General features: G+C 65.4%; 27 protein-coding genes. 14 read left to right on the top strand and 13 right to left on the bottom strand.

Annotation, left to right across the window (positions count from 1 at the left end; genetic code table 11):
• Window positions 1–3 precede the first annotated feature (3 nt).
• The 3 genes from U0C82_RS12650 to U0C82_RS12640 all read left to right on the top strand — a co-directional run bounded on the left by U0C82_RS12650 (window position 4) and on the right by U0C82_RS12640 (window position 3,833).
• Window positions 4–297, top strand: a complete 294-nt coding sequence (locus tag U0C82_RS12650; protein ID WP_322187527.1) for a hypothetical protein — start codon at window positions 4–6, stop codon at window positions 295–297.
• 157 nt (window positions 298–454) lie between these two features.
• Complete coding sequence (locus tag U0C82_RS12645; protein ID WP_322187526.1) at window positions 455–2,152, top strand: long-chain fatty acid--CoA ligase; 1,698 nt, start codon at window positions 455–457, stop codon at window positions 2,150–2,152.
• 43 nt (window positions 2,153–2,195) lie between these two features.
• Window positions 2,196–3,833: an acyl-CoA synthetase gene (locus U0C82_RS12640; RefSeq protein WP_322187525.1), complete on the top strand. Its 1,638-nt coding sequence runs from the start codon at window positions 2,196–2,198 to the stop codon at window positions 3,831–3,833.
• Between the two features lie 30 nt (window positions 3,834–3,863).
• Here the strand turns inward: U0C82_RS12640 and U0C82_RS12635 are convergent, their stop codons facing one another.
• The 4 genes from U0C82_RS12635 to U0C82_RS12620 form a co-directional block, all read right to left on the bottom strand.
• Window positions 3,864–5,576 carry a saccharopine dehydrogenase family protein gene (locus U0C82_RS12635; RefSeq protein WP_322187524.1) on the bottom strand — a complete coding sequence of 571 codons (1,713 nt, stop codon included), beginning with the start codon at window positions 5,574–5,576 and terminating at the stop codon, window positions 3,864–3,866.
• Between the two features lie 226 nt (window positions 5,577–5,802).
• Complete coding sequence (locus U0C82_RS12630) at window positions 5,803–6,843, bottom strand: endonuclease/exonuclease/phosphatase family protein (RefSeq protein ID WP_322187523.1); 1,041 nt, start codon at window positions 6,841–6,843, stop codon at window positions 5,803–5,805.
• A gap of 12 nt (window positions 6,844–6,855) precedes the next feature.
• Window positions 6,856–8,352 (bottom strand): AMP nucleosidase, encoded by a 1,497-nt coding sequence (locus U0C82_RS12625; RefSeq protein ID WP_322187522.1) that lies wholly within the window; start codon window positions 8,350–8,352, stop codon window positions 6,856–6,858.
• Window positions 8,353–8,585: 233 nt separating this feature from the next.
• Window positions 8,586–8,783 (bottom strand): hypothetical protein, encoded by a 198-nt coding sequence (locus tag U0C82_RS12620; RefSeq protein WP_322187521.1) that lies wholly within the window; start codon window positions 8,781–8,783, stop codon window positions 8,586–8,588.
• 267 nt (window positions 8,784–9,050) lie between these two features.
• On the opposite strand from U0C82_RS12620, the gene U0C82_RS12615 reads away from it, so the two are divergent.
• The 3 genes from U0C82_RS12615 to U0C82_RS12605 all read left to right on the top strand — a co-directional run bounded on the left by U0C82_RS12615 (window position 9,051) and on the right by U0C82_RS12605 (window position 11,125).
• Entirely contained in the window at window positions 9,051–9,764 is a 714-nt protein-coding gene (locus U0C82_RS12615) for a glutathione S-transferase N-terminal domain-containing protein (protein ID WP_322187520.1), read from the top strand.
• A 75-nt stretch (window positions 9,765–9,839) separates the two neighbouring features.
• Complete coding sequence (gene pptA, locus U0C82_RS12610; protein WP_322187519.1) at window positions 9,840–10,064, top strand: tautomerase PptA; 225 nt, start codon at window positions 9,840–9,842, stop codon at window positions 10,062–10,064.
• Window positions 10,065–10,192: 128 nt separating this feature from the next.
• On the top strand, window positions 10,193–11,125 hold the full coding sequence (locus U0C82_RS12605) for a DUF1194 domain-containing protein (RefSeq protein WP_322187518.1): 933 nt from the start codon (window positions 10,193–10,195) through the stop codon (window positions 11,123–11,125).
• Between the two features lie 61 nt (window positions 11,126–11,186).
• Here the strand turns inward: U0C82_RS12605 and U0C82_RS12600 are convergent, their stop codons facing one another.
• From U0C82_RS12600 to U0C82_RS12585, 4 genes are all read right to left on the bottom strand, one after another.
• Complete coding sequence (locus U0C82_RS12600; protein WP_322187517.1) at window positions 11,187–11,558, bottom strand: hypothetical protein; 372 nt, start codon at window positions 11,556–11,558, stop codon at window positions 11,187–11,189.
• A gap of 112 nt (window positions 11,559–11,670) precedes the next feature.
• Window positions 11,671–12,318 (bottom strand): exopolysaccharide biosynthesis protein, encoded by a 648-nt coding sequence (locus U0C82_RS12595; protein WP_322187516.1) that lies wholly within the window; start codon window positions 12,316–12,318, stop codon window positions 11,671–11,673.
• A 147-nt stretch (window positions 12,319–12,465) separates the two neighbouring features.
• Window positions 12,466–13,671 (bottom strand): patatin-like phospholipase family protein, encoded by a 1,206-nt coding sequence (locus U0C82_RS12590; RefSeq protein WP_322187515.1) that lies wholly within the window; start codon window positions 13,669–13,671, stop codon window positions 12,466–12,468.
• Window positions 13,672–13,933: 262 nt separating this feature from the next.
• Entirely contained in the window at window positions 13,934–14,614 is a 681-nt protein-coding gene (locus U0C82_RS12585) for a hypothetical protein (RefSeq protein ID WP_322187514.1), read from the bottom strand.
• Window positions 14,615–14,845: 231 nt separating this feature from the next.
• Here U0C82_RS12585 and U0C82_RS12580 point away from each other — a divergent pair, with 231 nt between their 5' ends.
• Together U0C82_RS12580 and U0C82_RS12575 are read left to right on the top strand one after the other, a co-directional pair.
• The gene (locus U0C82_RS12580; RefSeq protein WP_322187513.1) at window positions 14,846–15,283 is read left to right on the top strand and encodes a helix-turn-helix domain-containing protein; all 438 of its coding nucleotides are present in this window, start codon (window positions 14,846–14,848) and stop codon (window positions 15,281–15,283) included.
• Window positions 15,280–15,768: a DUF6456 domain-containing protein gene (locus tag U0C82_RS12575; protein WP_322187512.1), complete on the top strand. Its 489-nt coding sequence runs from the start codon at window positions 15,280–15,282 to the stop codon at window positions 15,766–15,768. The genes U0C82_RS12580 and U0C82_RS12575 overlap by 4 nt, the downstream gene beginning before the upstream one ends.
• Before the next feature lie 27 nt (window positions 15,769–15,795).
• Here the strand turns inward: U0C82_RS12575 and U0C82_RS12570 are convergent, their stop codons facing one another.
• The 3 genes from U0C82_RS12570 to U0C82_RS12560 all read right to left on the bottom strand — a co-directional run bounded on the left by U0C82_RS12570 (window position 15,796) and on the right by U0C82_RS12560 (window position 18,056).
• Entirely contained in the window at window positions 15,796–16,248 is a 453-nt protein-coding gene (locus tag U0C82_RS12570; RefSeq protein WP_322187511.1) for a SufE family protein, read from the bottom strand.
• A 44-nt stretch (window positions 16,249–16,292) separates the two neighbouring features.
• The gene (locus U0C82_RS12565; RefSeq protein WP_322187510.1) at window positions 16,293–16,898 is read right to left on the bottom strand and encodes a DUF5330 domain-containing protein; all 606 of its coding nucleotides are present in this window, start codon (window positions 16,896–16,898) and stop codon (window positions 16,293–16,295) included.
• A gap of 252 nt (window positions 16,899–17,150) precedes the next feature.
• Window positions 17,151–18,056, bottom strand: coding sequence for a DUF1499 domain-containing protein (locus U0C82_RS12560; RefSeq protein ID WP_322187509.1), 906 nt, complete (start codon window positions 18,054–18,056; stop codon window positions 17,151–17,153).
• 260 nt (window positions 18,057–18,316) lie between these two features.
• On the opposite strand from U0C82_RS12560, the gene ettA reads away from it, so the two are divergent.
• The 4 genes from ettA (at window position 18,317) to U0C82_RS12540 (ending at window position 22,818) form a co-directional block, all read left to right on the top strand.
• Window positions 18,317–19,966, top strand: a complete 1,650-nt coding sequence (gene ettA / locus U0C82_RS12555; RefSeq protein WP_322187508.1) for an energy-dependent translational throttle protein EttA — start codon at window positions 18,317–18,319, stop codon at window positions 19,964–19,966.
• Between the two features lie 235 nt (window positions 19,967–20,201).
• A complete protein-coding gene (locus U0C82_RS12550; protein ID WP_322187507.1) occupies window positions 20,202–21,689 on the top strand; it encodes a sensor histidine kinase in 1,488 nt (495 codons plus the stop codon).
• Window positions 21,670–22,068 carry a response regulator gene (locus U0C82_RS12545; RefSeq protein WP_322187506.1) on the top strand — a complete coding sequence of 133 codons (399 nt, stop codon included), beginning with the start codon at window positions 21,670–21,672 and terminating at the stop codon, window positions 22,066–22,068. Before U0C82_RS12550 ends, U0C82_RS12545 begins: the two co-directional genes overlap by 20 nt.
• Window positions 22,069–22,197: 129 nt before the next feature.
• Window positions 22,198–22,818: a DedA family protein gene (locus U0C82_RS12540; RefSeq protein ID WP_322187505.1), complete on the top strand. Its 621-nt coding sequence runs from the start codon at window positions 22,198–22,200 to the stop codon at window positions 22,816–22,818.
• Between the two features lie 30 nt (window positions 22,819–22,848).
• Here the strand turns inward: U0C82_RS12540 and U0C82_RS12535 are convergent, their stop codons facing one another.
• The gene (locus U0C82_RS12535) at window positions 22,849–23,229 is read right to left on the bottom strand and encodes a DUF2293 domain-containing protein (protein ID WP_322187504.1); all 381 of its coding nucleotides are present in this window, start codon (window positions 23,227–23,229) and stop codon (window positions 22,849–22,851) included.
• A 1-nt stretch (window position 23,230) separates the two neighbouring features.
• The gene (gene tsaA, locus U0C82_RS12530; RefSeq protein WP_322187503.1) at window positions 23,231–23,725 is read right to left on the bottom strand and encodes a tRNA (N6-threonylcarbamoyladenosine(37)-N6)-methyltransferase TrmO; all 495 of its coding nucleotides are present in this window, start codon (window positions 23,723–23,725) and stop codon (window positions 23,231–23,233) included.
• Between the two features lie 125 nt (window positions 23,726–23,850).
• On the opposite strand from tsaA, the gene U0C82_RS12525 reads away from it, so the two are divergent.
• Complete coding sequence (locus tag U0C82_RS12525) at window positions 23,851–24,864, top strand: ArsR/SmtB family transcription factor (protein ID WP_322187502.1); 1,014 nt, start codon at window positions 23,851–23,853, stop codon at window positions 24,862–24,864.
• Window positions 24,865–24,949: 85 nt separating this feature from the next.
• The gene (metF, locus tag U0C82_RS12520; RefSeq protein ID WP_322187501.1) at window positions 24,950–25,858 is read left to right on the top strand and encodes a methylenetetrahydrofolate reductase [NAD(P)H]; all 909 of its coding nucleotides are present in this window, start codon (window positions 24,950–24,952) and stop codon (window positions 25,856–25,858) included.
• The last annotated feature ends 23 nt before the right edge of the window (window positions 25,859–25,881 follow it).

The raw sequence follows: 25,881 nt of genomic DNA, 5'->3' as shown, positions 1-25,881 counted from the left end.
GACATGAGCATCGATGCCTGGCGCCTCTGGATTGTCCCGATGGATCCGAACCTGGACAAGCGCGAGTTCTATCGCCGGGTCGGGACGTGCCTGCGCACCCACGAGCAAATCGATCTGGACATTTCAGATATCCAGATGATGTCGGCATCCCATCGCGGAATCAAGGGATTGAGCGAGATGTTCCGGATCGATGGTCTGTCCAGCGTCCATCTCTCCAACGACATGCTCGACGGGTTCTTCTTGTCGGACGGGATCGTTCTTCGTATGGCCGTCAAACAAACGTCGGTCGCTGCATAGCTTCAGCCGGTCGGGCCGTTGCCTGACCGGGCAGACAATGCTTGGGAACCCGGCATCGACGCGACGCGCCGGCGACGCTCCACCTGATCGATTCCCGCTCGACATCGTCTTTGCCTCTTGGCAGATCGTCTCTTGCCGATAGACGACGAAGGGCGTCATGATGGGGCTGCGTGCCACTGTCTGGCGGGTGAACGCAGCCGCTCCTGCCGGCTTCGGCAGGCGACGTCTTTGGGAGGAGACCTCGTTGCAAGCCTTGATGATGGACGTTCCGCTGCTCGTCTCCGGAATTCTGGACCATGCCGCCAAGTACCACACCGATACCGAGGTCGTCTCGGCCGGTGTCGGCGGCAGGATCACCCGCAAGACCTATGGCGAGGTCGCCGCACGCTCCGCGCAGCTTGCCCATGCGCTGGACGCGATGGGCATCGGCGCCGGCGACCGCGTCGCCACCATGGCCTGGAATTCCAACCGCCATCTGGAGCTCTATTTCGCGGTCGGCGGATCGGGCCGTGTCTGCCACACCATCAATCCGCGCCTGTTTCCCGAGCAGATCGCCTTCATCCTCGATCATGCGGACGACAAGGCCGTCTTCGTCGAGCCGATGTTCCTGCCGCTTCTGGAAACGCTGAAGGACGCTCTGCCGAAGGGGCTGGCGATCGTCGTCCTGTGCGAGGAGGACGAGCTTCCCGCATCCGGCGTCTTTCCCGATCTGGTCTCCTACGAGGGGCTGATTGCGGGTCGTTCCGGCACGTACGAGTGGCCCCGGCTCGACGAAAACGAGGCCTGCAGCCTGTGCTACACGTCGGGCACGACCGGAAACCCGAAGGGCGTTCTGTATTCCCACCGCTCCTCCGTGCTGCACGCGATGGCGATCGGCTGGGTCGACGCGATCGGGCTGTCCGGCGAGGACACGGCGTGCCTCGTCGTGCCGATGTTTCACGTCAATGCCTGGGGGCTGCCCTATGCCTGCCCGATGATGGGCGCGAAAATGGTGATGCCGGGCGCCAATCTCGACGGTGCGAGCCTGCGAAAGCTTTTCGACGCGGAGGGTGTCACCATGTCGGCGGGCGTTCCGACGATCTGGATGGGCCTGACCGCCCACATGGAGGATGCCGGCGCCACGTTCGGGACCCTGAAGCGTGTGGCCGTCGGGGGATCGGCGATGCCGGCCCCGCTGATCGAGCGCATGAACGCGCTCGGCGTTTCCGTGCGCCACGCCTGGGGCATGACCGAGACCAGCCCGGTGGGGCTCGCGAGCGCGCTGAAGCCCAAGCATGCGAACCTGTCGGACGAGGAGCGGCTGACGCTCAACGCCAAGCAGGGAAGGCCGCTCTTCGGCATGCAGTTCCGCGTCGAGGGGGCGGACGGCAGCGACGTGCCGCGCGACGCCAAGAGCTATGGCGCTCTCCTGGTGCGCGGGCCCTGGGTCGCAAGCCGCTATTTCGGGTCCGATAGCGAAAGCCCGTCCTTCCGCGCCGATGGCTGGTTCGAGACCGGCGACGTGGTCACGATCGATCCCGACGGCTATGTCCAGATCGTCGACCGCACCAAGGACGTCATCAAGTCCGGCGGCGAATGGATCTCCTCGATCGAACTGGAAAACGTCGCCACCGGGCATCCCGCCGTGAAGGAAGCGGCGGTCGTGGCCAGGACCGACGACAAATGGGGCGAGCGGCCGGTGCTGTTCCTCGTCGTCAAGGACGGCAGGCAGGCGCCCACGGCCGATGACATCCGGAGCTTCTACGAGGGCAAGGTCGCCAGATGGTGCATTCCGGACGATGTGCGCATCGTCGACGCCCTGCCGCATACGGCGACGGGCAAGCTGCGCAAGACCGACATTCGCGACATGCTCTGACAAGCCCGCCAGCACCGCCGAGACCGGGAGAACAGCAAAGCCCATGACGTCCAATATCTTCGAGACCGATCTGCCCAAGACCGCCGCGAACCACGTCGCGCTTTCGCCCATCAGCTTCATCGAGCGGGCGGCCTCGGTCTATCCCGACTACACGGCCGTCGTTCACGGGGACGTGCGGCGCACGTGGGCCGAGACGTTCGAACGGGTGAAACGGATGGCGAACGCCTTGGCGAAGCGAGGCATCGGCCCCGGCAGGACCGTGTCGGCGATGCTCGCCAACACGCCGGAAATGTTCGAACTGCACTTCGCCGTGCCGATGACCGGCGGCGTGCTGAACACCATCAATACCCGTCTCGACGCCGACACCGTCGGTTATATCCTGAACCATGGCGAGGCCGACATCTTCATGGTCGATCCGGAGTTCGTGGAGATCGCGAAAGGCGCGGTCGCAAGGAGCGGACGCGATCTGCTCGTCGTCGACGTGCCTGATGCGATGTACGAGGGCGACAACGCGCCGATCGGGGCGACGACCTACGACGCGCTCTTGCGCGAAGGGGAGGCGGGCGAGGCCTACTGGAAGCCGGACGACGAATGGGCGGCCATCAGCCTCAACTACACGTCCGGTACGACCGGCGATCCCAAGGGCGTCGTCTACCATCACCGCGGCGCCTATCTCAACGCATTGTCGAACGCGCACGACTGGGGCATGCAGCCCCATCCGGTCTATCTTTGGACGCTGCCGATGTTCCACTGCAACGGCTGGTGCTATTGCTGGACGCTGGCCGCGCTCGCCGGCACCGCCGTGTGCCTGCGGGCCGTGCGGGAAAAGCCGATCCTCGACCTGATGCGCCGGGAGAAGGTCACCCATTTCTGCGGCGCGCCGATCGTCCTCAACACGCTGGCGACCGCGCCGGATGCGTTGAAGAAGGATCTGCCGGTGCCGATCCATGCCATGACGGCCGCCGCGCCGCCGCCGGCCGCCGTCATCAAGCGGGTGGAGGCGATGGGGATCACCGTCACCCACACCTACGGCCTCACCGAAACCTACGGGCCTGCCGTCGTTTGCGCATGGAAGGCGGCGTGGAACGATTTGTCCGACGACGAACGGGCCGCCAAGAAGGCGCGTCAGGGCGTTCGCTACACGGTTCTGGAAGACATCATGGTCGCCGACCCCGACACCATGGAGCCGGTGCCGCACGACGGCGCGACGATCGGCGAGATTTTCTTTCGCGGCAACAATGTCATGCGCGGCTATCTGAAGAACCCGGCGGCCAACGCGGCCGCCTTCCGCAACGGCTGGTTCGCCTCCGGCGATCTCGCGGTCATGCATGAGGACAATTACATCGAGATCAAGGACCGGTCGAAGGACATCATCATTTCGGGCGGGGAGAACATCTCGTCCATCGAGATCGAGAGCGTCCTTTATCGGAACCCCAGGATTTCCGAGGCCGCGGTGGTGGCGCGTCCGGACGAGAGATGGGGCGAAACGCCGTGCGCCTTCATCGTCCTGAAGCCGGGCGAGGTGATGACGCAGGACGAGGTCATCGCCTATTGCCGTCAGAACATGGCGAAGTTCAAGGCGCCCAAGACCGTCATCTTCGAGGATCTGCCGAAGACCTCCACCGGCAAGGTGCAGAAATACGTGCTGCGCCAAAAGGCGAGACGCATGAACGAGAGTTGAGACGCGAGGGCGCTGCAGCCGGGTGCGGCATCACTCGCCCGGCTGCAGCGCCCTCGCGCCCGTCTCGGCCGGCACGCCGATCGCGGCCGGCTCCAGCCATCCGCGATAGGTCGCGATGAGCCCGACGATCGGCGCGCTGAAGATCACGTCGAAACGAAAGCGCCCGTTCTCCGCCGTCTCGAACGTCTTGGCGGAGGGCAGCAGCCGCTTCGGCATGGGGATGCCGAGGACCGCCCAGTGCCGCGGCACGAAGCGAAGCCGGTCGTGCTCGATCACCAGGGCTATTCCCACATCCACCCACCCGAAGCGCTCGCACATGAGATGCTCGTGGCGACCGATGCCGGGGGTCAGAACGCTTGTCAGGCGATGGTGACCGAACTGCCGGACCCAGGACTCGCCGGTCGCATCCGGCGTCACCGTCACGTCCAGCGGCACGCCCATGCCGGCCGGCGGAACGCGGATGATCGCCCCGACGAGCCGCGACAGGAGGCTCGTGCCGCGCACGATATCGGCAAACCCGCTCCACCGGCGGGGTTGCGCACTGTCGTGAAAGGCGCGGACGGCGGCGGGCAGGACATCGAGCCCCGGTCCGAGAATCTTGCGGAACACGGGCGCATCGGCGCATGGCGTCTCGCGGAAGCCGGTGACGATCCGGCGATCTTCGAACAGCGCCAGATAGTCGGACAGTTCGAGCGCGCGCACGGCCGCTCTCGCCCCGGGCGCCGGGCGTTCGCCGCAACGAAGCTTGCGCACGATCGCCTCGATCGCCATCGAGGGGATCAACGGACCGTCGTCGCCTTCGGCAATGAGGTGCCATGTCAGGGTCCGCTCCGTCCCGGTCCCGTCCGGTCCCGTCGCCTCGATGAACATGCCGCCGCGATGCTCGCCGGACGCCAGGCGCTCGAGGATCCAGTGGACCAACGGCGCCAGCGGCTTGAGCGAGGGCAGGCCGAACCGCCTGCGCACCTTGGCAAACAGGTTCAGCACACGGTGCGCCCATTGCGGGCCGGGGCCGGCTCCGATCCAGATATCGCGAAGCGTCTCGTGCTCGAGCGGGACAAGGGTGAGGTCCGGGACCTCGACGAGGGAGAAGCGGGTGCTGCGAAGCGGCAGGGCGCCCGGCGGCGCGATCGTCGCGTCGAGGCTTTCCGTAAGACCGTAGGCCGTCCGCGTCTCGCCGCCGCGCCGGATCGCGACCGGCCCCCCGGCATAGCCGAGGACGACGCCGATGACGTTGACGCCGAGCCCGGCATGCGGCGAGGGCGCCATGCCGCCGCGCACCTCCCGGATGGCGATCGTCTTGGCGATCTCGCGAAGGACCGCCGCCGTCAGGACCGGAAACGTGCTGACGCCGGACAGGGCGAAGAGGCCGGCGGCCTTGGCGTCCTTGTCGTAACGGGCGATGCCGGCGACGAAGTCGGCCCCGTCCGCGAAATCGAGATAGTTCGCGCCATGGCGGATCGCCGCCTTGACGACTGCGTAGCCGTCCGCGCCGTAATCCTGGAAGGGCCCGGAGGCATCGACCACGAGATCGGGACGAAAGGCGGAAAGCCCCTTTGCGATCGTGTCGCGGTCGAGTTCGACCGGGACAGTTCTCGCCGCGCCCTTGAAATCGCGACAGAAGGCCTCGGCGCTTGCGAAGCTGCGTCCGCAGATCAGCAGTTCGAGATCCGGACAGTCGGCGAGGAGACGGGCGAGACGGCCTCCGAAAGCACCGTAGCCGCCGAGGATCATGACGCGCATCGACGATGTCACTCCGCGCACAAGGCGGCGCGGCAAGCCCCGTCCGCCGGATCGAGATCCGGAACGTCGCAAGCCTGTCGAGCGGTATCGTCGGTGCGCGGTGTCATCATCGGCAGACGGTAGGCCGGCTGGCCGACCCCCGCCAACAACTCCATTCGTCGCAGGACATTTTGTCGGCCGAACGTGCGCGGCGGTGCCAAGATGCCGCCGTTCGCAGGTGTTGCGATCAGTCGTCCGCGATCGCGAAGCGGACCTGGACCGGCAGATGATCGGCGGCCGTGGGGGCGAGGGTCTCGGCGGACTGGACGAGAATTTCCTCCGAGACGAGCACATTGTCGATCGGCAGACCGACCCAGGCCTTCCATGCGGCGGGAAGGAACGCGGGCGCGAACGTCGCGCCGATATGGCGAACCGGGCTGGTAGCGCTGGCTGCGGCGAACTTCCGGACCGAGGCGCTCCAGGGCACGGCATTGAAGTCACCGCCGACGAGGAGGGGCGACGGCAGTGCTTCGAGTTCGGGAGACAGGGCGTGCAGCTGCCATCTCTGGCCGTGTGGCCAGGGCCAGAAGAGATGCGCCGACCCGATCGTCACGCGGTGCCCGTTCTCCAGCACCACCGTTCCGGCGACGAAGCGCAGCCTTTCGCGGCATATCACGGCCCCGTCGAAGGGATGTTTCGACAGAATGAGGACACTCGAGGAAAGCTGCGCATTCGCGCATGTGGCCCGGTGGGGATAGAGATCGCCGGTCGCGCCAAGCGCCTCGATCCAGCGCGGCGAAGCTTCCTGAAGGGTGACGAAGTCCGCGCTCGCCTGCCTGATGGTTCGCAGCGCGGGCGCCGTTTCGGCCTTGTAGAGAAGGTTCATCTGCAGCAGCGTGAGGGCTTCCTCCGCGGACGCTGCCGCGCCCCGGTCGCCCGACGCATTCGCGCCGTCGCCCTGGTGAGCGATGGTTTCGCCGAGATCAGTAAGGAACGGAAGAACGGTGAAAACCGCGTAGATCCCGACGAGCAGCGGGACGATGCCGAGGACAAGACGCGCCCGCCTGCGGCACAGCGCCGTTGCGGCGAGACCGGCGACGATCGCCGCAAGGCCGAGATGGACCCTGAAATGGGAGAATGAATCCAGCGCGGCCGCGTAATGTCCGAGGAACCCCGCGACGAGGAGCAGCGCCGATAGGCAGGCGATGGCCCCGAAACCCAGGCCGGGAAGCACCGGACGGGACCGCTTCCGCCCCTGCGCCGCCTGCACTGGCGCGATCGTGTTCACCGCTGCCGCCGCCTACTGGAACGCTGTTTCGGTAAACGACCGAAGCTTGCGAGAGTGGATGCGTTCGGGCGGAAATTCGCTCAGCAGTTCGAGGGCCCGCATGCCGATCTTCAGATGCTGGGACACCTGCCGCCGATAGAAGTCGGTCGCCATGCCGGGCAGCTTGAGTTCGCCGTGAAGCGGCTTGTCGGACACGCACAGCAACGTGCCGTAGGGCACCCTGAACCGGAACCCGTTGGCCGCGATCGTCGCCGATTCCATGTCGAGACCGATGGCCCGCGACTGGGACAGCCGCTCCATCGGCTCGCGGTGATCGCGCAGCTCCCAGTTCCGGTTGTCGATGGTCGCGACGGTGCCGGTGCGCATGATCCGCTTCAACTCGTAGCCCGAAAGCCCCGTGACCTCCGCCACCGCCTGTTCGAGAGCGACCTGGACCTCCGCCAGTGCGGGGATCGGCACCCAGATCGGAAGATCGGCATCGAGGACGTGGTCCTCGCGCACATAGGCGTGCGCCAGCACGTAGTCGCCGAGCTCCTGGCTGGTGCGAAGCCCGGCGCAATGGCCGAGCATCAGCCAGGCGTGGGGCCGCAGCACCGCGACATGGTCGGTGATCGTCTTCGCGTTGGACGGACCGACGCCGATATTGACCATGGTGATGCCGTGGCCGTCCTCGCGCACGAGGTGATAGGCCGGCATCTGCGGCAGGCGGGCCGGGGCTTCGCCGGTGGCGGGTTCCAGATCGCCCGCGCGGGTCAGGACGTTTCCCGGCTCGACGAAGGCCGCATAGCCCCCGCCGCCATCGGCCATCATCTGACGGGCGAGCGTGGAGAATTCGTCGATATAGAACTGGTAGTTGGTGAAGAGCACGAAGTTCTGGAAATATTCCGGCCGTGTCGCGGTGTAATGCTGCAGGCGATGCAGGGAATAGTCGATGCGCTGGCCGGTGAAGGGCGCGAGCGGCAGGCCCTCGCCATAGCCGGGCGTATAGTTGCCGTTGACGATCCGGTCGTCCGTCGCAGACAGGTCCGGCACGTCGAAGAAGTCGCGCAGGGGCCCACCGAGCCGTTCGACCTTTTCCGCCGCGACATAGGAGCCGTCGGGAATGGCGAAGTGCAGGGGGATCGGCGTCGTGGAATCGCCGACGACGACGGGAACGTCGTGGTTGTGGATCAGAAGGCTGATCTGCTCGATCAGATAGTTCTCGAAAAGATCCGGCCGGGTGATCGTCGTCGTATACCAGCCCGGATGGCTGACATGGCCGAAGGAGAGCCGGGAATCGACCCTCGCATGGCTGGACGTCGAGATCGAGAGCTGGGGATAGAAGGCGCGGATACGGGTTCTCGCCTCGCCGCGTTCGATGGTGGCTTCGAATTGCTCCGCAAGAAATTCGATGGCGCGGCGGTAGAGTCGCGACAGCTCCGCGACAGCGGCCTTCGCATCGGTGAAGCTGGCACCTTCAGCCGCTTCGGGGGTCTTGAACGCGTCTCGTCCGATGTCTGTTGTCAGCATGTCGGTCATGCGACCCAAGCTAGCAGACCGGCATCAAAGGAAAAGAGGTCTCGTGCAATTGCAGCTGGGGGTGGTTCCGCACCCGGGGCGGTTCGTCCGGACATTGCCGGGATCCCGATACCCTTCGGCTCCGCCCCGATATCGGCGACCGGAGTTGGCGGTGGGACGCATTCGTGGCCGGGTCGCGGCCCGGCATGGCCGTGCGGATGAAATTGCGGAACCGTCCGGTCGCGTCAGAAACTGGCCGTGACGCTCAGCGGCGCCGGTGCGCGTTCGATCGTGCAGACGATGCCCTGCGTATAATCGCAGCGGTCGCCCGACACGGACGCAAGGGCGCTTCCCGAGCGTTCGACGGTGTTCTGGGCGAGCGCACTCATGGCCATCCCGAAAAGCGCGATGAGGACCGTGAAGAAAGAAAGTCGCTTGATCATGGGTACACCCCCTGTTTGATACCGTGACTCATGGCACGGTGACCTGTCGCCAGGCTGACTTCGGATGCAGCCGACGTTCGATTTGATGAACGCTGTGACACCCGCCCTTCATTGGCATCATCCCCATGATGCCTTACCTCCACCAACAGCTAGACCGCAGAACTTGGCCAAAATGAGCCGAATTGGTGACAGCGAGAACTATTTCGGTCATAGGTCGCACGTTCTGAGGGCGTTTCTGAGGCATCGTAAACGAAAAGGCAACCCTTGATGACAACGCAAACGAAACCGATCGAACTGTATTACTGGCCGACGCCCAACGGGTGGAAGATATCCATCATGCTGGAAGAACTGGGTGTTCCATATGACGTAAGGTTCGTGAACATCGGGGCGGGTGATCAGTTCGAACCGGACTTTCTGAAAATATCTCCCAACAATCGCATGCCGGCGATCGTCGATCCGGAGGGGCCGGACGGCGAACCGGTGTCGGTGTTCGAATCCGGCGCGATCCTGCAATATCTCGGCCGCAAGTTCGATCGGTTCTACCCAAGGGGCGGGCGCGAGCAGGTCGCCGTCGAGGAATGGCTGTTCTGGCAGGTCGGCGGGCTGGGGCCGATGGCGGGGCAGACCCATCATTTCCGCAATTACGCGCCCGAAAAGATCGCCTACGGCATCGAACGCTACACGAACGAGACGAACCGGCTCTACGGCGTGATGAACAGGCGTCTCGGCGAAACCGAATTCCTCGGCGGCAAGGACTATTCGATCGCCGACATGGCCGCGATCGGCTGGATCGTCCCCTACGAGAACCAGGGGCAGGACATCAACGAGTTCCCCAACCTCAAGCGCTGGTTCGAGGCCGTGAAGGCCCGTCCCGCCGTGGCGCGCGGTCTGGACCTTGGCAAGGACGAGCGCGAGAAGCTGAAGCTCGAGACCGACAAGAACGCCCAGAGCGTTCTGTTCGGCCAGCGCGCCCGGAGCTGACTGCGCCGCCGTCATCTCGCCCCGCCGGCGCGACCGCGGCGGGGCGATCCTCCTTTGCATGAAAGAAAGATCCGGATGCCCCACGTCTCCATCAAGCATTTTCCCGTCGATCTCGACGCCGATCAGAAGCAGCGGCTCGCCGACGGGATCACCGCGACGATCATGGCGGTCTTCGGCTCGCGCGAGGGCGCCGTGTCCATCGGCGTCGAGGCGGTCGAGAAGGATCGCTGGACGAGCGAGGTCTACGAGCCGGAGATCGCGGCGCGCCCGCAGCATCTGATCAAGGCGCCCGATTACTGATCCGGCGGCGGCCCGCCGCCGCCCGTCATACCCCTCATGCCCGTCACGGAGGGCCGGCCCGCCACGCGCCGCGTTCCAAACGCGATCGTGTCTTGCGCGAACGAGCAGTGTCGGGCGAACCTTGCGTCATGACCGGATCGAGGACATGCCGCACACCCCGCCTGGAGCCCGTGGCCGCCGCCATGGTCGCGTGCGTCTTTCTCCTGTCGGCTGCCGGCCTTGCGGTCGCCCAGAGCCGCGGCCTCGACGCACTGGGGGCCGGACGCGGCGCCCTGGCGGAGGCGGGAACGCCGGTGGATGTCGAACTCGTCCTCGCGGTCGATATCAGCTGGTCGATGAGCGATGCCGAGCAGATCATCCAGCGCGAAGGCTACGCCGCGGCGTTTCGCTCGCGCGAGGTCCAGGATGCGATCTTCGACGGTGTGAACGGCGCCATCGCGGTCACTTACGTCGAATGGGCGGGGCAGGCGACGCAGGCCACCGTCATTCCGTGGACGCTGATCGATTCCAAGGAAAGCGCCGACGGCTTCGCCTATCGTCTCGCCGCCGGCCCGCCGACACGGGCGCGCCGCACATCCATCTCGGGCGGGATCGCCTACAGTGCCGGCCTGTTCGACGCCAACGGCTATGACGGGTTGAAGCGCGTGATCGACATTTCCGGCGACGGACCGAACAATCAGGGCCAGACGGTCGACGAGGCGCGCGACGCGGCGGTGGCGCGGGGAATCACGATCAACGGCCTGCCGCTCATGACCGGCGACGACGGCGCCTCCTGGGCGGCGATCGACGACCTCGATCGCTATTACGAGGCGTGCGTCATCGGGGGACCGGGCGCATTCGTCGTTCCGGTGCACGACTGGCCGCAGTTTCCGGCGGCCGTCAGGCGAAAGCTGGTGCTGGAACTGGCGCTGGACTGGCCGATCGACACGCAGGACCCGCGCGCGCGATCGAACGCTGCGCCGATCGTTGCGACGAAAGCATCCGGTTCCGTCGATTGCAGGATCGGCGAGACCTTGTGGCAGCAGCGCCAAAGGTTCTGGATGGACGAGGACGTTCGATAGCCCGCCCTGCGGTCGCCCGCAGGCGGAGACGGGCGCAAGGGGGGGCGGCGGGCGTTGGCGTTCACTTCGAAAGGCGTTTCCGGTTCGCCTTGACCTTGGAACTGTAAGGCTTGAGTGCCGCCGAGACGATGGCGTCCGCCGACTTGGCAAGCGGATTGGCGGTCATGAAGGCAAACGGCATGTCCATCATGCTCTTCATCATCGCCTGGTTGAAGGCGAAGGCCGATTGCTGAACGGCGGCGACCTTTTCGGCGACCATCTTCCGGTTTTCCCGCAGGTCCCCGGCGCTCGGATTGCCTCCTGCCAACGCCATCTGCGTCAGGCGGGTTGCGATGACGAAGGGCGCCCCCACCATGATCGCGCTGGCTTCCACGGCGGACTTGGGAAACAGGGTGGCGGACGACGACGTCCCGCGTTTGCGCGTGCGTGCCATAGGGTCTGGAACCTTTTGTCAGGTGACGATCCAAGCAGCAACGCGCGAGCCCCCCGCTTGGTCCCGGAAAGCACCGCACGATCGCGTGCCATCACCCGAACGTGTCGGCTGATCACAGCATGTGGACAAGGGCGAGCACCGCGCCGCCATAGACGCCGATGAGGAACAGTACGGAGGCAGCGCCGAGCACGGCCGCGGCGATCAGCCACAAACCGTCCCGTGCCGTGATCGCGATGCCCGCGATCGCGATGGCGACGCCCGGTGCCATGTTGGTCAGCGGGAACGGGATCGCGACGATGACGGCGAGAAACAGGCAGATCCAGCCCACGACACACAGGAGAAGGCCTTCCGGCTGAGGCCACATCCGATGTCGAGCCAGCCTCTCGGCCCGCCGGATGAGCGGCCCGACCTTCGTCATCAGGGAAGCCAGCGTTTCGGGCTTCAGGCGAATGGTGCGAACACGCTCCGGCAGCCAGACGCGGTGTCGCCCGACGGCGAGCTGAAGCGCGAAAAGGATGAGCGGCAGACCGAAGACCGTCGATGCGCCGGGCGGCAGCGGGACGAGGTTGAGGCTGCCGAACAGAATGAAGAACGCCCCGAAGGCACGGGTGTCGAAGGCGAGCGACAGATCCTGGATCGTCGGATCCGTCGCGCTCCGCCGGTTGGAGAAGGAGCGCAGAATTGCGGAAATGCGACGCTGCCGCCTGCCTTTTTGCCGGCGGAACTCGCGCCGGATGCGTGAGAAGGCGAGGGGCGACACGGACCTTATTCTCATCCTCTGGATTGCCGCCGATTTCGACGGCCGGATCGTGGGTGCGCGCGACACCGGCCGATCCCTATGGACTTTGACCGATATCGCTTGATCGACGTTTGGGCTATTAGACACCCGGACCGGTTAAGTCGAGGTTCAGCGCCGCTTTCCCGACATGAAGTTTCGACGTCCGGGGGCGCTGGTCCGACTGTCCGACAGATCTTCGCCGGTCGCCAGATCGAGGACTTCGATGGTCCTGTCCGGCTTGCTCCGGTTGACGAAGGCGGGGTGCTGCAACGTGCACATCGCGTCGTGATAGCCGTCGTTCCAGCGTTCCTCGACCGAATGACGGGAGAACTCGTAGTCCTTGGAGTCGCGGCTGTGCTTTCGCATCCGGTTGATGAGGTGGACGATGGTGACCGAGGCGTCGTTCTCGTGATCGCGCAGGAATGCCGCGTCGGAATCGTCATCGAAATCGGGCGGCAGTTTCTCCAGAAGCCGGTGAATGGCCCGGCGTTCGAGCTGACGCTGTTTCACCACGTCCGTTCCAAGGCGAGTCCGGCTGGAGAAGCGGATATCCTTTTCCCGCTTCGAAACCTCTTCCATGGTTCGCGGCAGACTGCCGCGGGCGGAAAACAGATCGATCTGGAAGGCCACCATGTCGTGCTTCACACCGCGCTCGATCACGTATTGCAGCGGCGTGTTCGAGACGATGCCGCCGTCCCAGTACCATTCCCCGTCGATTTCGACCGGGGGGAAGCCGGGCGGCAGCGCGCCGCTCGCCATCACATGTTCGGGGCCGATCCGAACGTCGTCGGTGTCGAAATAGCAGAAGTTTCCCGTTCCCACATTGACCGCGCCGAGGCTGACCCGGGGTCCCTTGTCGTTGAGATGGTCGAAGTCGCAGAATTTAAGCAGCGTGTCGCGCAGGGGCGCGGTGTCGTAATAGCTGAGCGCGCCGGGATCCTCCGTCGGCAGCACGTAGGTCGGCGGAAGACGCGGTCTGAAAAAGCCGGGAATGCCGAGAAGCGCGGATGCCGTCGCGCTCGCCTCATTGAACACGGTGCGGGCGACGAGGCCGGGGACCGGCGGGTCGAACGTGACGAGCGAAGAGATCGTCTGCCAGAAGCCGCGCAGCGCGGCCACCCGCGTCTCGGGCGGATTGCCGGCGATCAGCGCCGCATTGATCGAGCCGATCGAAATGCCGGCGATCCAGTCGGGCAGGGCGTCCTTTTCCGACAGCGCCTCGAACACCCCGGCCTGGTAGGCGCCGAGGGCTCCGCCGCCCTGGAGGACGAGCACGAGGAGTTCGTCGGGGCGGGTGATCGCGGTGTCGCCTGAGGGGTCCTGCGCCATGTCCATGGGGCTTGAAATTCCTTATCGAAGAAGACGGTCGGGCGAACTGAAGACTGGGCATCCGTCAAACGAGACGGCGTCCGCCTGCCAGTCATGTCGGGGCTTGCATCGCCGATGTCCACCCGCACCGCTCTTTCGATCCTGGCCTCGCGCGATATTTCACCAACCTTGCGATTTTATCGTGGAGGATGGAACTTGCGGTGGCCCTGCGACATTCAAGCCTTGATATTCAACGCATACAGTCGAGGCCCTTCCGATGAACACCCGTCTAACTTCCGTCGTCCTGCTTATGGCCGGTCTCCTGTCGCTCGGCGCATGTGCCAACACGGTTCGCGGCGTCGGCGCCGATGTGGGCAACACGGTCGATGCAGGCGAAGCTGCCGCGGCCGACATCGCCTACTGATCTGAACGACCCTGCCGGCAGCGAGCCGGCAGCGTCTCGTGATGAAGCGCCCGGTGCCGAACCGGGCGCTTTTTTCGTTCGGGCAATGCTCGCACGGGAGCGCGGAGCGGCACTGGCGGTAGGGCGAAGAGGCGCTCCGCCGCCGCAAATGCCTGTGCCGTGCACCGCCGCGGCGAGGACGGCCGCAAGCCGCGCGAGTGCCGCGTGCCGATTGATGTCGTAACGTGCGTCTCGGGTTCGTGCCCGCCGCTTCATGGTCGCAAGAGCCTGCGCGACCTGTTCCTGAACCCTTGTCAGGACCACCGGTTGAAGATCTTCGAGGGCGTAGCGCAGGTCGCCGTCGTCGAGCCGGCTCTGGAGCCCGCGGGTCGTCTTCTTTCGTATTTCGCGCGTTTCGAGCCTCAGTCGCGGACCGGGCAAGCCTGCCGCGGCCGCGATGAAGGCGAGTTCCGCCGCCTCCAGCGGAAGGCGGGCGGACGCCTGGCGCTCCTTGGCAAAGCGGCATGCGGCAGCGTGGAGTGCCGTACCCAGAGGGACGTCGGTCATGGGAAGCGGTTTCCTTGTGGACAATGAACCCGCAATCCTCGCCCGCGCGTTTACGGATGAGGAAAAAATACCTATTGAAAAACCGGGATTGCAACGGAAATCTTCGGCTTCCTCGCAAATTTGAGAGCGAAGAGGTCGTTTCGAAGAGATTCCCTAGGCGATTATAGGAAACTTGTCCCCATGGCGGGAAAGGACGTCTCAATGGGTCCGGTCAACACAGGGAGAGACGTCATGCTCACACATTTCGAGACGCGGCCTTGTCCGGGGGCGTCCGCCGCACGTCCGCAGAACCCTCCGGACCGTTCGAAACAGGAGCGGCTGGAACGGGCGGCGGCCGATCACCAGTTCTGCCGGATCGCCATCGCGATCGCCGGCGCCGTTCTCGACATCGAGGTGGCCGAGATCGCGCGGCCGAACCGCGCATCCGCCCCGGTCTGCGAGGCGCGCCACATCGCCATGTATCTCGCCCATGTGGTGTTTCAGGTCTCGCTCATTCGCGCCGGCCGGACCTTCGGCCGTGACCGAACCAGCATCGCCCATGCGGTTCGCCGCATCGAGGACGGGCGCGACGATCCGGCCTTCGACGCGAAGATCGAAAGGCTGGAGACCCTCGCGCGCTCGATCGCACGAGCCCTTTGCGCCGAGACCTCGGCGGAGGCGCGGTCATGAGCTTTGCGGGCGAGAAGGACTGGGCGATCAACCGGCTCTCGCAGGGACGGGGCGGCCGCGAACCGTTTCTGACGAGATCCGAGCGCGATGCGGCCGAGCGGTTGCGGTCCGATTTCACGCGCGGGTCGCTGATGGCGTCGGTGAGCCAGAGCTGGGATTTTCAGCCTGCCGCGAAAGCCGGGCGCGGCGCAGCCGGGGACCTGTCGGACACAGCCATCGATGCGCGGGCGCGCGTCGAGGGTGCGATCGACGCCATCGGGCCGGAGCTTGCGGGCCTGATTCTCGATATCGCCTGTCATCTGAAGGGGCTGGAAGAAGTCGAACGCACGCGCGGATGGCCGGCGCGCTCGGCCAAGATGCTTCTGAAGGTGGGTCTTGGAATGCTGGTGCGCCATTACGGGCTCGACGGGGTCGACCGGCGCGGCTGCGGCCCGCTGCGCGGGTGGAAAGCGCCGGACGCGCGGCCTTCGATCGCGCCGGTCTAGTGTCCGGGACAGCCGGAGGCCCGGCGCTCAGGCCTTCTCGATGGCCGCGTCCGCATCGCGCTTGATCCGGTCGACCATGGCCCGCAACCCGTTCGCGCGTTGCGGCGTCAGATGCTCCTCGAGGCCGATTTCCTTGAAGGTTGCGAGCGCGTCGGTTTTCAGGATTTCGGGCGCCGTCTTGTGCGAGAACAGCGCCAGCGCGATCGCGACGAGGCCCTTGACGATATGCGCATCTGACGCGCCCCGGAACGTCAGGCGCGGCGGCGTGGAGCCGTCGGTCTCACTGACGAGCCAGACCTGGCTGACGCAGCCCTGAACCCGCGTCGCATCGTTCATCTCGGCCGCCTCCAGCGGCGGAAGCGTGCGACCGAGATCGATCAGATAGCGGTAGCGATCTTCCCAATCGTCCAGAAACTCGAAGTCGGAAAGGATGTCCTCGATCGATTGCAACCGGCATCTCCTTCGCTGGATCGTTCGCATCGCGTCGTGCAGATAGCCGGGATATAGCGGACCCGCGGTTCGATTTACAGGCCGGGACGCGAACGCGGAACCGGAACCGCGGCGGCTCCGGCGGGCTGGGTGGCGGCCACGGCCTCCTGCCCGAAGCGAGGCGAAAGCGGCGCGGCCGGCGGCGCGACGGGAATCTCGCCCTTCGTCGCAAGCTTCGCGGCACGACGCACGGCGGCCAGCATCTCCGGCGAGACCTCGCCGGCGCCGGCCTCTTCGGCCGCCTGCCCGAAGGCCTGGAGTTCGGCAAGAAGCGCCGGGTCGATCGCACCCCAATCGGGGACGGGCGCAAGCCGCAGGGCGTGGGGTTCGCCGGGCGCGGGTGTCGTATCGAGGCCGGGCTTCGGAGCCGATGACACAAGCGCCGGGCCCGCCGCGTCGATGGCGAGGCCGATCCCGGTTTCCATTTGCCCGAGCGCGAAGGTGCTGAGTTCCGAGCCCGCCTTGCAAGCCTCGGGTGCCCGCGTGCAGAAGCCGAGCACGTCCTCGACCGCCGCCTGAAATCCGACGAAGCTCTTCACGAGATCGATCCCGGCTCCGTCCTTGTCCGAGGAACCGAGCCCGGGCACGAACAGGGACGCGATGCCAAGCGCAAAAGCGGATTTGAGTGCGAAGCGGATCATCGGCTGAGCGGCGACTGTCCTTCGAATGGGGCGATGGTCAGGGCGAACGAAACCGAGACCGGGACGGGTTGCGACGCCTCGACGAAGCGGGCACGCAGGCGGACCCTAGCCTGCAAGTTCCAAAGAATTCGTTTTGAATGTGCGGGCGAAGAAGCGTCCGGCCTCGTGCGTTCCCGTCGCCGTTCATCCGCGCGGTCGCTAACCGGACGCCGGCTCGGCCGAACACCGGATCGGGCGCCCCCGTCAGACGCCCTAGACGTCTTCCTCGCCGGACATGACGAGATCGAGCGCCTCGTAGAAACTCTCGATGAACCGGCGATTCTGGCCGAGATCGACCGGCGTGTCGCGCGAGACCGAGCGGATATCGACCACCGTCGCGCTGTCCTCCTCGGCCTCGACCTGAATGGTCACGTCGCTTTCGAGGCCGAGCAGCCAGTCGGACGTGGTGGCGCGGGCAAGGTAGATGTCGCGTGCCGGCAGGTCGAACTGCCCGCCGGTCTGCGAATCCTGGACGCTGTCGCGCGGTGTCGGCAACGGGGCGACGCCGCTGTTGGTGATGATGCCGAGCGGGTCGTCCTCGGCGGCGGTGTCCCCGGCCGGATCGACGGCAACGATGTCCTCGACCGTCCAGCCGACATCGGAAAGCGCGGTCTGCACGGCCTCCGTCACCACGATGGGCGGGGCCGCATAGCGCCGTGCGGCCAGCGCCGATGTCAGCGTGGCGACATCCGCCGCCTCGGTTGCGGGCGGGCTCTTAAGGCCCGGACCGTCGCCGACGGGCTGGACGAGACCGATCGTATAGGCACGGTTCGTGGCCGGATGTTCGGCCGCCAGCAAGGCCGCATAGGCGAACGGGACGAGGCCGATGGCCGCGACCACCGCCGCTCCGAGCGCTGCCGATCCTCCGCGCGCTGCGAGAAACCAGGCCTTGGCCAGCCCGAACAGCGCGATCAGCAGCGCCACCACGAGCAGCGCGCAGGACAGCGCCAGGCCGGCGAACAGGGCGTCGGCCGAAATGCCGCCGATCCTGAAGCAGAGGATCGCGACGAAAAAGATCGTCAGCCCGAACCAGGCGATCCGGCGCGCGGGCCGTGCAAGGCGCAGACGGGGCCGCAGGAAATGCCCCTGGGGCGGAAGAAAGAGGGCTGATCGGCTCATGGCGTTCGCGCTGCGGTCAAGGCGAGCGGCAGGAGATCGACCGCTCTGGCCGTTGATGATGGCGAGCCTGGCCGCCGAGGGCAAGGCCCGGCGTCGCCGGGCGGTCACGTGACGTCGACCCTGTGGCTTTTGCGTATGGCCGCGGAGAAGCGCGCGCGGCGTCCGCGGCAGATCTTGCGTTGCGAAACAGTGCCGAATGGCTTAGATCGTGGGCAACTTCAAAACCCCGCATTCGGTCCATACGGAGACGCACGCGCGCCATGGCACGCCAATTCATCTATCACATGTCCGGCCTGTCGAAGACCTACGGCAACAAGAAGGTCCTCGACGACATCCATCTCTCCTTCTACCCCGATGCCAAGATCGGCATTCTGGGCCCGAACGGTGCCGGCAAGTCGACGCTCCTGAAGATCATGGCCGGCGTCGATACCGAATATACCGGCGAGGCATGGGCCGCCGAGGGTGCGACGGTCGGCTATCTCGCCCAGGAGCCGAAGCTCGACGAGACCAAGACGGTGTTCGAGAACGTGATGGAGGGGGTCGCCGACAAGCAGGCGATCCTCGACCGTTACAACGAGCTGATGATGAACTATTCCGACGAGACCGCCGACGAGGGCGCGAAACTCCAGGACGTCATCGACGCGCAGAACCTGTGGGACCTCGAGAACCAGGTCGAGATGGCGATGGACGCCCTGCGCTGTCCGCCGGCCGACGCCGAGATCGCCCCGCTGTCGGGCGGTGAGAAGCGCCGTGTGGCGCTCTGCAAGCTCCTTTTGTCCAAGCCCGACATCCTGCTGCTCGACGAGCCGACCAACCATCTCGACGCCGAGACCATTCTCTGGCTCGAAAAGCACCTTCGCGAATATGAAGGTTCCGTCCTGATGGTGACCCATGATCGCTACTTCCTGGACAATGTGACGGGCTGGATTCTCGAGCTCGACCGCGGCCGGGGCGTTCCCTACGAGGGCAATTACTCCGTCTATCTGGAGAAGAAGCAGAAGCGCATGTCCCAGGAGGGACGCGAGGACGATGCGCGCATGCGTGCGATCACCCGCGAGCGCGAGTGGATCCAGCAGGGCGCGAAGGCCCGCCAGACCAAGTCCAAGGCCCGCATCAAGGCCTATAACGAACTGGTCGAGGCGGCCGAGAACCGCAAGCCGGCCGACGGCAAGATCGTCATTCCGACCGGCGAGCGCCTCGGCAACAAGGTGATCGAGATCGAGAATCTGACGAAGAGCTTCGGCGACCGGGTTCTCATCGACAATCTGTCGTTCAAGCTGCCCGCCGGCGGCATCGTCGGCATCATCGGGCCGAACGGCGCCGGCAAGTCGACCCTGTTCAAGATCATCACCGGTCAGGAAAAGCCCGACAGCGGCAAGGTCGAGATCGGCGAGACCGTCGATCTGGGCTATGTCGACCAGAGCCGCGACGATCTGAACCCGAACCACAATGTCTGGGAAGAGATTTCCGGCGGCGTCGATATCATGAAGCTCGGCAAGTACGAGATGAACTCCCGCGCCTATGTGGGCAATTTCAACTTCAAGGGACCCAACCAGCAGCAGAAGGTCGGCACCCTGTCCGGCGGCCAGCGCAACCGCGTGCACCTGGCCAAGATGCTGAAGTCCGGCTCCAACGTCATCCTCCTCGATGAGCCGACCAACGATCTCGACACCGAAACGCTCACCGCGCTGGAAGACGCGCTGGAGGAGTATGCAGGCTGCGCCGTGGTCATCAGCCATGATCGCATGTTCCTCGACCGGCTCGCGACCCACATCCTCGCCTTCGAGGGCGACAGCCATGTCGAGTGGTTCGAGGGCAATTTCGAGGATTACGAGCAGGACAAGATCCGCCGCCTCGGCCCGGAATCGGTGAACCCGAAGCGTCCGACCTACAAGCGCCTGACCCGGTAGAACACCGGCCGGGTCGCGGCATCGGGTGTTCGGCGACCCGGTGCCGCGACAGGCGAGCCTCTTGGCGCGCGGCGGGGCGCGGCGGGGCGCGACGGCCGAAGGCACGCCAGGTGCAAAGGCGGGTCCGTCGGGCCTTGCGAAGGAACGCCGCGGCGATCCCGGTTCGCGTCGGGACCAACGACTAAGACGGACTTGTGAATTGCCGCCGGGCCGCTTGGCCTGCTAGGCATCGGCCATGAAGCCATTCGATTTTCATCGACAGTTCCAGGTTCTGCCGCAGCCCCACGCCATCTTCAGTCGGGATCTGAAGTTCGTTGCGGTCAACGCCGCGATGGAGACGTCGTCCGGCCTGCCCGCCGCAAAGCTGATCGGGCAGGGCCTGTTCGACATGTTTCCCGATTCTGGCGTCAGCGGCGAGCGCCTGCGTGCTTCGCTGGACCGCGTGGTCGAGACCGGCGAGCGCTCCTCCGTCGCCTTCCTTCGTTATGACATTCCCAACCCGGACGCCCCCGACGGAGACTTTCTCACCCGCTACTGGAGTCTGACCTACAGCCCGATCCTCGACGAGGCGGGCAACACCGAATTCATCCTCGCCACCATCATCGACGTCACGCAGATCGCCGAGGAGAACGAACGGGCCGTCAATCGCCGCAAGCTTTCGCTTCCCGCGCAGAACGCCGTCGTCGAGAACGCGAAGGACGTGGAGGAGGCCTATGCCGAGACCGCGAGCGAGATCAACACCTTTCGCCGTCTTTTCCGGCAGGCGCCAGGAATGTTCGCGGTTCTCGAAGGGCCGGACCTGCGCTTCACCTTCGTCAATGACAGCTTTCGAGACCTTGCCTGCGACCGCACGCTTCTCGGCCGACCATTCTTCCAGGCCCTGCCTGAACTCGAAGGTCAGGGCGTGTCGGAACTGGCCCGTCACTGCCTCGACGGAGGCGGCACGGTCATGGGCGAAACGGTGCGGATGGAACTCCGGCGCTCGGCGAACGACGAGCCGACCTCCGAGAAGTTCTTCGATTTCACCTTCAGCCCGCTCACCGACAATAAGGGCGCGGTCATCGGGCTGTTCTTCCAGGGTGCCGACCGGACCCAGTCCATGCGCGCGACCCTGCGGCACCGCATTCTCGTCGACGAGTTGAACCACCGCGTCAAGAACACGCTCTCGATGGTCCAGGCGATGGCGCGGCAGAGCTTCCGCTCGGCGCGCGATCCCGAGGAAGCGCGTTACGCGTTCGAGGCGCGCATCATGGCGCTGAGCCAGGCGCACAATATCCTGTCCGCACGGCGCTGGGAATCGGCCGGGCTGACCACGTTGCTGCATCAGGAACTCGTCGGTCTTCCCGCAGACCGTATTTCGGTCTCCGGGCCGAACGTGCTTCTGGGCTCCAAGGCCGCGATCGCACTGGCGATGGTCTTCCACGAACTGACCTCGAACGCCGTCCGATACGGCGCGCTTGCGAGCGACGACGGGACGCTCCAGATCGAATGGGATTGTGATCTGGAAAACCAAGGTCGGTTGCTGCGCTTGTCCTGGGCCGAGGCGACGCCAGGTACGAAACCTGTAATGCTAAGGGAAGGTTACGGGATCCGAGTGTTGAGACGGGTCATAGAGGGGGAACTGGGCGGTGATCTCACGCTGGAAATCGGGCCAGACGGCCTGATATGCCAGTTCGACATCATGATGTCCGGGGTGGGGGAATTTGAAACGTCAGCTGCATAAATCGAACGTGTCCGTCCACGGCCTTCGCGTTTTCGTCGTCGAGGACGAGAGCGTGATCGCCATGCAACTGGAAGACATGCTCCTGGATGTCGGCTGCGAGGTCGTGGGTCCGGCGATGCGCTTCAAGGCCGCGCAGACGCTGGTCGAGGAGGATCTGGATGTCGGCGTCGCCATCCTCGATGTCAATCTCGGCGACCGCACCGTGTTCCCGATCGCCGAGCGGCTGCGCGCGTTCGAAATTCCGATCGTCTTTGCGACCGGATACGGGCGCGACGGGGTGCCGAGCGAGTGGACGGTCTACCCCATCCTGCAAAAGCCGTATACCGCCCGCCAGATCGAGGACGCGATCCTGACGATCGTCGGTGCACAGGCGGACTGACGGTCGAACGACTTCACTGCGGCGTGCGGCATCGGTTTGCCGTTTCCCCCGAGCGCTGTATCTGGAACCGGGCCGGCGCCCCCGACGCCGAGCACGGCGTAAATCTATCGGAATGTGAATCGGACAATCATGGACAGCTTCGTCAACAGTTTGATGGACACGCTCGGGCCGTTCGGCATCGCGCTCTTGATGTTCCTCGAGAACATCTTTCCGCCGATCCCGTCCGAACTGATCATGCCGCTTGCCGGTTACGAGGCGGCGTCCGGCTCGATGAGCCTTGTCAGCGTCATCGTCGCCGGCACCATCGGTTCGCTCCTCGGCGTCGTGCCCTGGTATTATCTCGGATTGTGGATGGGCCTCAGGCGCACCAAGGGTTTTGCGGCCAGGCATGGTCGATGGATCACCATGGGCCCGCAGGACGTGGAGACGGCGAACGACTGGTTCGTGCGGCACGGGTCCGAAGCGGTGCTGTTCGGTCGCCTCGTGCCCACCGTGCGGACCCTCATCTCGGTTCCGGCCGGCATCGCCCGCATGCCGCTGTGGAAATTCCTGGTCTACTCGGCCATCGGCAGTGCCGCCTGGACGAGTTTCCTCGCCCTTGGAGGATATTGGCTGCGCTCCCAGTACGAGCTGATCGGCGGCTATGTCGGTCCGGTCTCGAACGCCGTGCTCGTGCTGATCGTCGTGATCTATCTCTACCGGGTCTGGACGTTCGATCCCGCGCGCACGGACACGTCCGGGGCCGACTGACCGCCGGCGGTGCGCCCGATCCGTCCGGCCTCAATCTTCGTCCGTCTCTTCGTCGTCCCCGTCCGTCACCTCGTCCGCCCCATATCCTTGCGCGTCTTCGGCGGACGGCTCGTCGACCTCCGGGTCGAGCCTGCGGGCCGCACCCCATGCGTCGAGGACGCCATTGGTGTCCTCGACGACGAAGAACCGCGCGGCATCTCTCTCGTAACCCTCGTCCATCAGCGCATCGTAATCGGTGTGCTGGTGGCGGATATGGGCGATCGTGGCCAGCCAGACTGCCGCCTCGGGCCTCAGTCCGCGCATGTGCCGGGCCCGTGCCGCGGCCCGGATCGCCTCCGCGTCGAGAAACGGTGCGCGGGGAACGAGGTCCGTGACGGCTTTCACGATCAGCCGTTGCCGCGCCGTCGCCATCTCAGGCGATCGCCTGCGGCGGGGCGTCGACGCTGAAGAGATACGGCTTGATGTCGATGAGCGGCGTGTCGTCGAGCACGTCGATCGCATCCAGCGTCAGGCGACCCGCATCCCGGTCGATCGCCACGAGCTTCACCAGATGCAGGCCGATCGGGTTCGGCCGCACGGGCGAACGCAGGGAGAAGGTTCCGCGCGGTGCGTCCGCATGGCGCGGCATCTGGAGGGCGAGATCGCGGGCCGACCGGTCGAGAAAGCTCAGGAGGAACACGTGCGAACCTGGTGTCAGGCCCGCCAGCGCCTCGCCATAGGGAGCGAAGAGTTCCGCGTGGGCCAGCTGATCGCGCTCGCGCGCCCTTGCCATATTCTTCGGACAGTCGGCACGCGTCTTCCAGGGCGAGCGGATGCGCCCGATGAACCGGACCCCGGCATCGAAGGGGCTGTCGTCGATCGCCGAGAATCGGACCTCGCCATGTCGGATCGTCGATGGGTCGGTCATGGCTGGGACTTTCGTCGAGAATGCGGGCCTCACCTGTGATGCCATTTCACGCGATGCCGAATCAAGGCTTGCGATCGAGTGTGAAATCACATAAACATATCTTTATGTCAGTATAGGAGATCCGCATGGCTTCGGCCCCGACACTCGATTTCGAGCGCACCGTCGACGTGCTGAAGGCCTTGGCCGAGCCGACGAGGCTGCGGCTCGCCGTGGTTCTGAAATCGTGCGATCTCACGGTCAGCGAGTTGACCGTGATCCTCGGTCAATCGCAGCCGCGCATCTCCCGTCATCTGAAGCTCATGTCCGAATGCGGGGTTCTCGAGCGCTACCAGGAGGGCGCCTACGCCTATTTCCGCGTCTCGGACCGGCATCCGGCCGGCATTCTGGCGCGCTCGCTGGATGCGGGGATCGAGGCCGACGACGCCATCGTGCGAAAGGATCGCGAGCGCCTCGAAGCCGTGCGGGCCGACCGCACGCGCCGTGCGGCCGACTATTTCGCCCAGAACGCCGAACATTGGGACCGGATCCGCGCGCTGCACGTGCCCGACGCCGAGATCGCGGCGGTGCTCGACGAAACGCTGGGCAAGCGCCGGATCGGCACCATGCTCGACATCGGCACCGGCACGGGCCGCATGATCGAACTCCTGGCACCGCGCTGCGAACGCGTGCTGGGCATCGACGCCTCCCGCGAGATGATTGCCGCCGCCCGCGCCAAGCTTGACGATGCGGGCATCGAGAACGCCCAGGTCCGGCTCGGCGACGCCTATCATCTGCCGGCCAACGGCGAGACCTACGATCTGGTGATTCTCCATCAGGTGCTGCATTATCTCGACGATCCGGCGCGGGCCGTGCGCGAGGCCGCCTCCGTTCTCGCGCCGGGCGGGCGCCTCGTCATCGTCGATTTCGCGGCTCACGAGATGGAATTCCTGCGCACCGACCACGCCCACCTGCGCCTTGGCTTTTCGGAGGAGTCCCTGACGGCGTTCATCGAGGGTTGCGGGCTGGAAATGCGGGCCGTGAACCATTTGCGCTCGGGGGCGGCCGAAACCGGCGGGCTGACCGTCACCATCTGTATCGGCCAGGACCCGCGTTTGCTATTGGCCCCGAATGCGCCTGCGGAGACGATGGCCTATGCCTGATCGATTTTTCGCCTGATCGACCCGACACTGCAAGACGAACATGACAATGCCGGGGGCACCGGCGAATGAACGGAGACTTCACACGATGCTCAGACCTCGCCCGACATCCGCACCGATCACGGTATCCTTCGAATTCTTTCCGCCCAAGTCGGACAAGATGGAAGAAAGCCTCTGGCGCTCGATCGAGCGTCTCGCGCCGCTGAAGCCGAGCTTCGTTTCGGTCACCTACGGCGCCGGCGGCTCGACCCGCGAGCGCACCCATCACACGATCGAGCGTATCCTGAACGAGACCAGCCTGACGCCGGCCGCGCACCTGACCTGCGTCGACGCCTCGAAGGAGGAGGTCAACGAGGTTGTCCGCCAGTACCGCGATACCGGTGTGAAGCACTTCGTCGCGCTGCGCGGCGACAGCCAGCACGGCGTCGGACAGGTCTGGCAATCGCACACCGACGGATACAGCAACGCGGTCGAACTGTGTGCGGGACTGCGCGAGATCGATGATTTCGAGATCTCGGTGTCGGCCTATCCCGAGAAGCACCCGGAAAGCTCCGACTTCTTCACCGATATCGAACTTCTGAAGCGGAAGGTCGATGCCGGTGCCACCCGGGCCATCACCCAATTCTTCTTCGATAACGACGTTTTCGAGCGCTATGTCGAGCGCGTGCGCAAGGCCGGCATCTATATTCCGATCGTTCCGGGCATCGCGCCGGTGCATGATTTCCGGAAGGTCGCGAACTTCGCCTCCAAGGCCGGCGCGAACGTGCCGTCCTGGGTGCATGCGCGTTTCGAGGGCCTGGACACCGATCCCCTGACCCACAGCCATGTGGCGGCGGCGACGTGCGCGGACCAGGTGATCGATCTGACCGAGCGCGGCTTCACCGACTTCCATTTCTACACGATGAACAAGGCCGATCTCGTCTACTCGATCTGCCATATCCTTGGACTGCGCGCGCAGGAGGACGCCGCCCAGGCGATCGAGAGCGCCGCCGCCTGACATCGGTTTCGGCGGATCGCTCG

The sequence above is a fragment of the Fulvimarina uroteuthidis genome, from assembly GCF_034321785.1.
GTDB lineage: Bacteria > Pseudomonadota > Alphaproteobacteria > Rhizobiales > Rhizobiaceae > Fulvimarina > Fulvimarina uroteuthidis.
Note: the sequence above shows the minus strand (reverse complement) of the source record. Positions and strands in the feature narration are given on the sequence as shown.

Excerpts from the sequence above, each read along its gene's own strand:
- U0C82_RS12650 (WP_322187527.1), top strand. The coding sequence starts at position 4 with ATGAGCATCGATGCCTGGCGCCTCTGGATTGTCCCGATGGATCCGAAC.
- U0C82_RS12645 (WP_322187526.1), top strand. The coding sequence starts at position 455 with ATGATGGGGCTGCGTGCCACTGTCTGGCGGGTGAACGCAGCCGCTCCT.
- U0C82_RS12640 (WP_322187525.1), top strand. The coding sequence starts at position 2,196 with ATGACGTCCAATATCTTCGAGACCGATCTGCCCAAGACCGCCGCGAAC.
- U0C82_RS12635 (WP_322187524.1), bottom strand. The coding sequence starts at position 5,576 with ATGCGCGTCATGATCCTCGGCGGCTACGGTGCTTTCGGAGGCCGTCTC.
- U0C82_RS12625 (WP_322187522.1), bottom strand. The coding sequence starts at position 8,352 with ATGCTGACAACAGACATCGGACGAGACGCGTTCAAGACCCCCGAAGCG.
- U0C82_RS12620 (WP_322187521.1), bottom strand. The coding sequence starts at position 8,783 with ATGATCAAGCGACTTTCTTTCTTCACGGTCCTCATCGCGCTTTTCGGG.
- U0C82_RS12615 (WP_322187520.1), top strand. The coding sequence starts at position 9,051 with ATGACAACGCAAACGAAACCGATCGAACTGTATTACTGGCCGACGCCC.
- pptA (WP_322187519.1), top strand. The coding sequence starts at position 9,840 with ATGCCCCACGTCTCCATCAAGCATTTTCCCGTCGATCTCGACGCCGAT.
- U0C82_RS12605 (WP_322187518.1), top strand. The coding sequence starts at position 10,193 with ATGACCGGATCGAGGACATGCCGCACACCCCGCCTGGAGCCCGTGGCC.
- U0C82_RS12600 (WP_322187517.1), bottom strand. The coding sequence starts at position 11,558 with ATGGCACGCACGCGCAAACGCGGGACGTCGTCGTCCGCCACCCTGTTT.
- U0C82_RS12590 (WP_322187515.1), bottom strand. The coding sequence starts at position 13,671 with ATGGACATGGCGCAGGACCCCTCAGGCGACACCGCGATCACCCGCCCC.
- U0C82_RS12585 (WP_322187514.1), bottom strand. The coding sequence starts at position 14,614 with ATGACCGACGTCCCTCTGGGTACGGCACTCCACGCTGCCGCATGCCGC.
- U0C82_RS12580 (WP_322187513.1), top strand. The coding sequence starts at position 14,846 with ATGCTCACACATTTCGAGACGCGGCCTTGTCCGGGGGCGTCCGCCGCA.
- U0C82_RS12575 (WP_322187512.1), top strand. The coding sequence starts at position 15,280 with ATGAGCTTTGCGGGCGAGAAGGACTGGGCGATCAACCGGCTCTCGCAG.
- U0C82_RS12570 (WP_322187511.1), bottom strand. The coding sequence starts at position 16,248 with ATGCGAACGATCCAGCGAAGGAGATGCCGGTTGCAATCGATCGAGGAC.
- U0C82_RS12565 (WP_322187510.1), bottom strand. The coding sequence starts at position 16,898 with ATGATCCGCTTCGCACTCAAATCCGCTTTTGCGCTTGGCATCGCGTCC.
- U0C82_RS12560 (WP_322187509.1), bottom strand. The coding sequence starts at position 18,056 with ATGAGCCGATCAGCCCTCTTTCTTCCGCCCCAGGGGCATTTCCTGCGG.
- ettA (WP_322187508.1), top strand. The coding sequence starts at position 18,317 with ATGGCACGCCAATTCATCTATCACATGTCCGGCCTGTCGAAGACCTAC.
- U0C82_RS12550 (WP_322187507.1), top strand. The coding sequence starts at position 20,202 with ATGAAGCCATTCGATTTTCATCGACAGTTCCAGGTTCTGCCGCAGCCC.
- U0C82_RS12540 (WP_322187505.1), top strand. The coding sequence starts at position 22,198 with ATGGACAGCTTCGTCAACAGTTTGATGGACACGCTCGGGCCGTTCGGC.
- U0C82_RS12535 (WP_322187504.1), bottom strand. The coding sequence starts at position 23,229 with ATGGCGACGGCGCGGCAACGGCTGATCGTGAAAGCCGTCACGGACCTC.
- tsaA (WP_322187503.1), bottom strand. The coding sequence starts at position 23,725 with ATGACCGACCCATCGACGATCCGACATGGCGAGGTCCGATTCTCGGCG.
- U0C82_RS12525 (WP_322187502.1), top strand. The coding sequence starts at position 23,851 with ATGGCTTCGGCCCCGACACTCGATTTCGAGCGCACCGTCGACGTGCTG.
- metF (WP_322187501.1), top strand. The coding sequence starts at position 24,950 with ATGCTCAGACCTCGCCCGACATCCGCACCGATCACGGTATCCTTCGAA.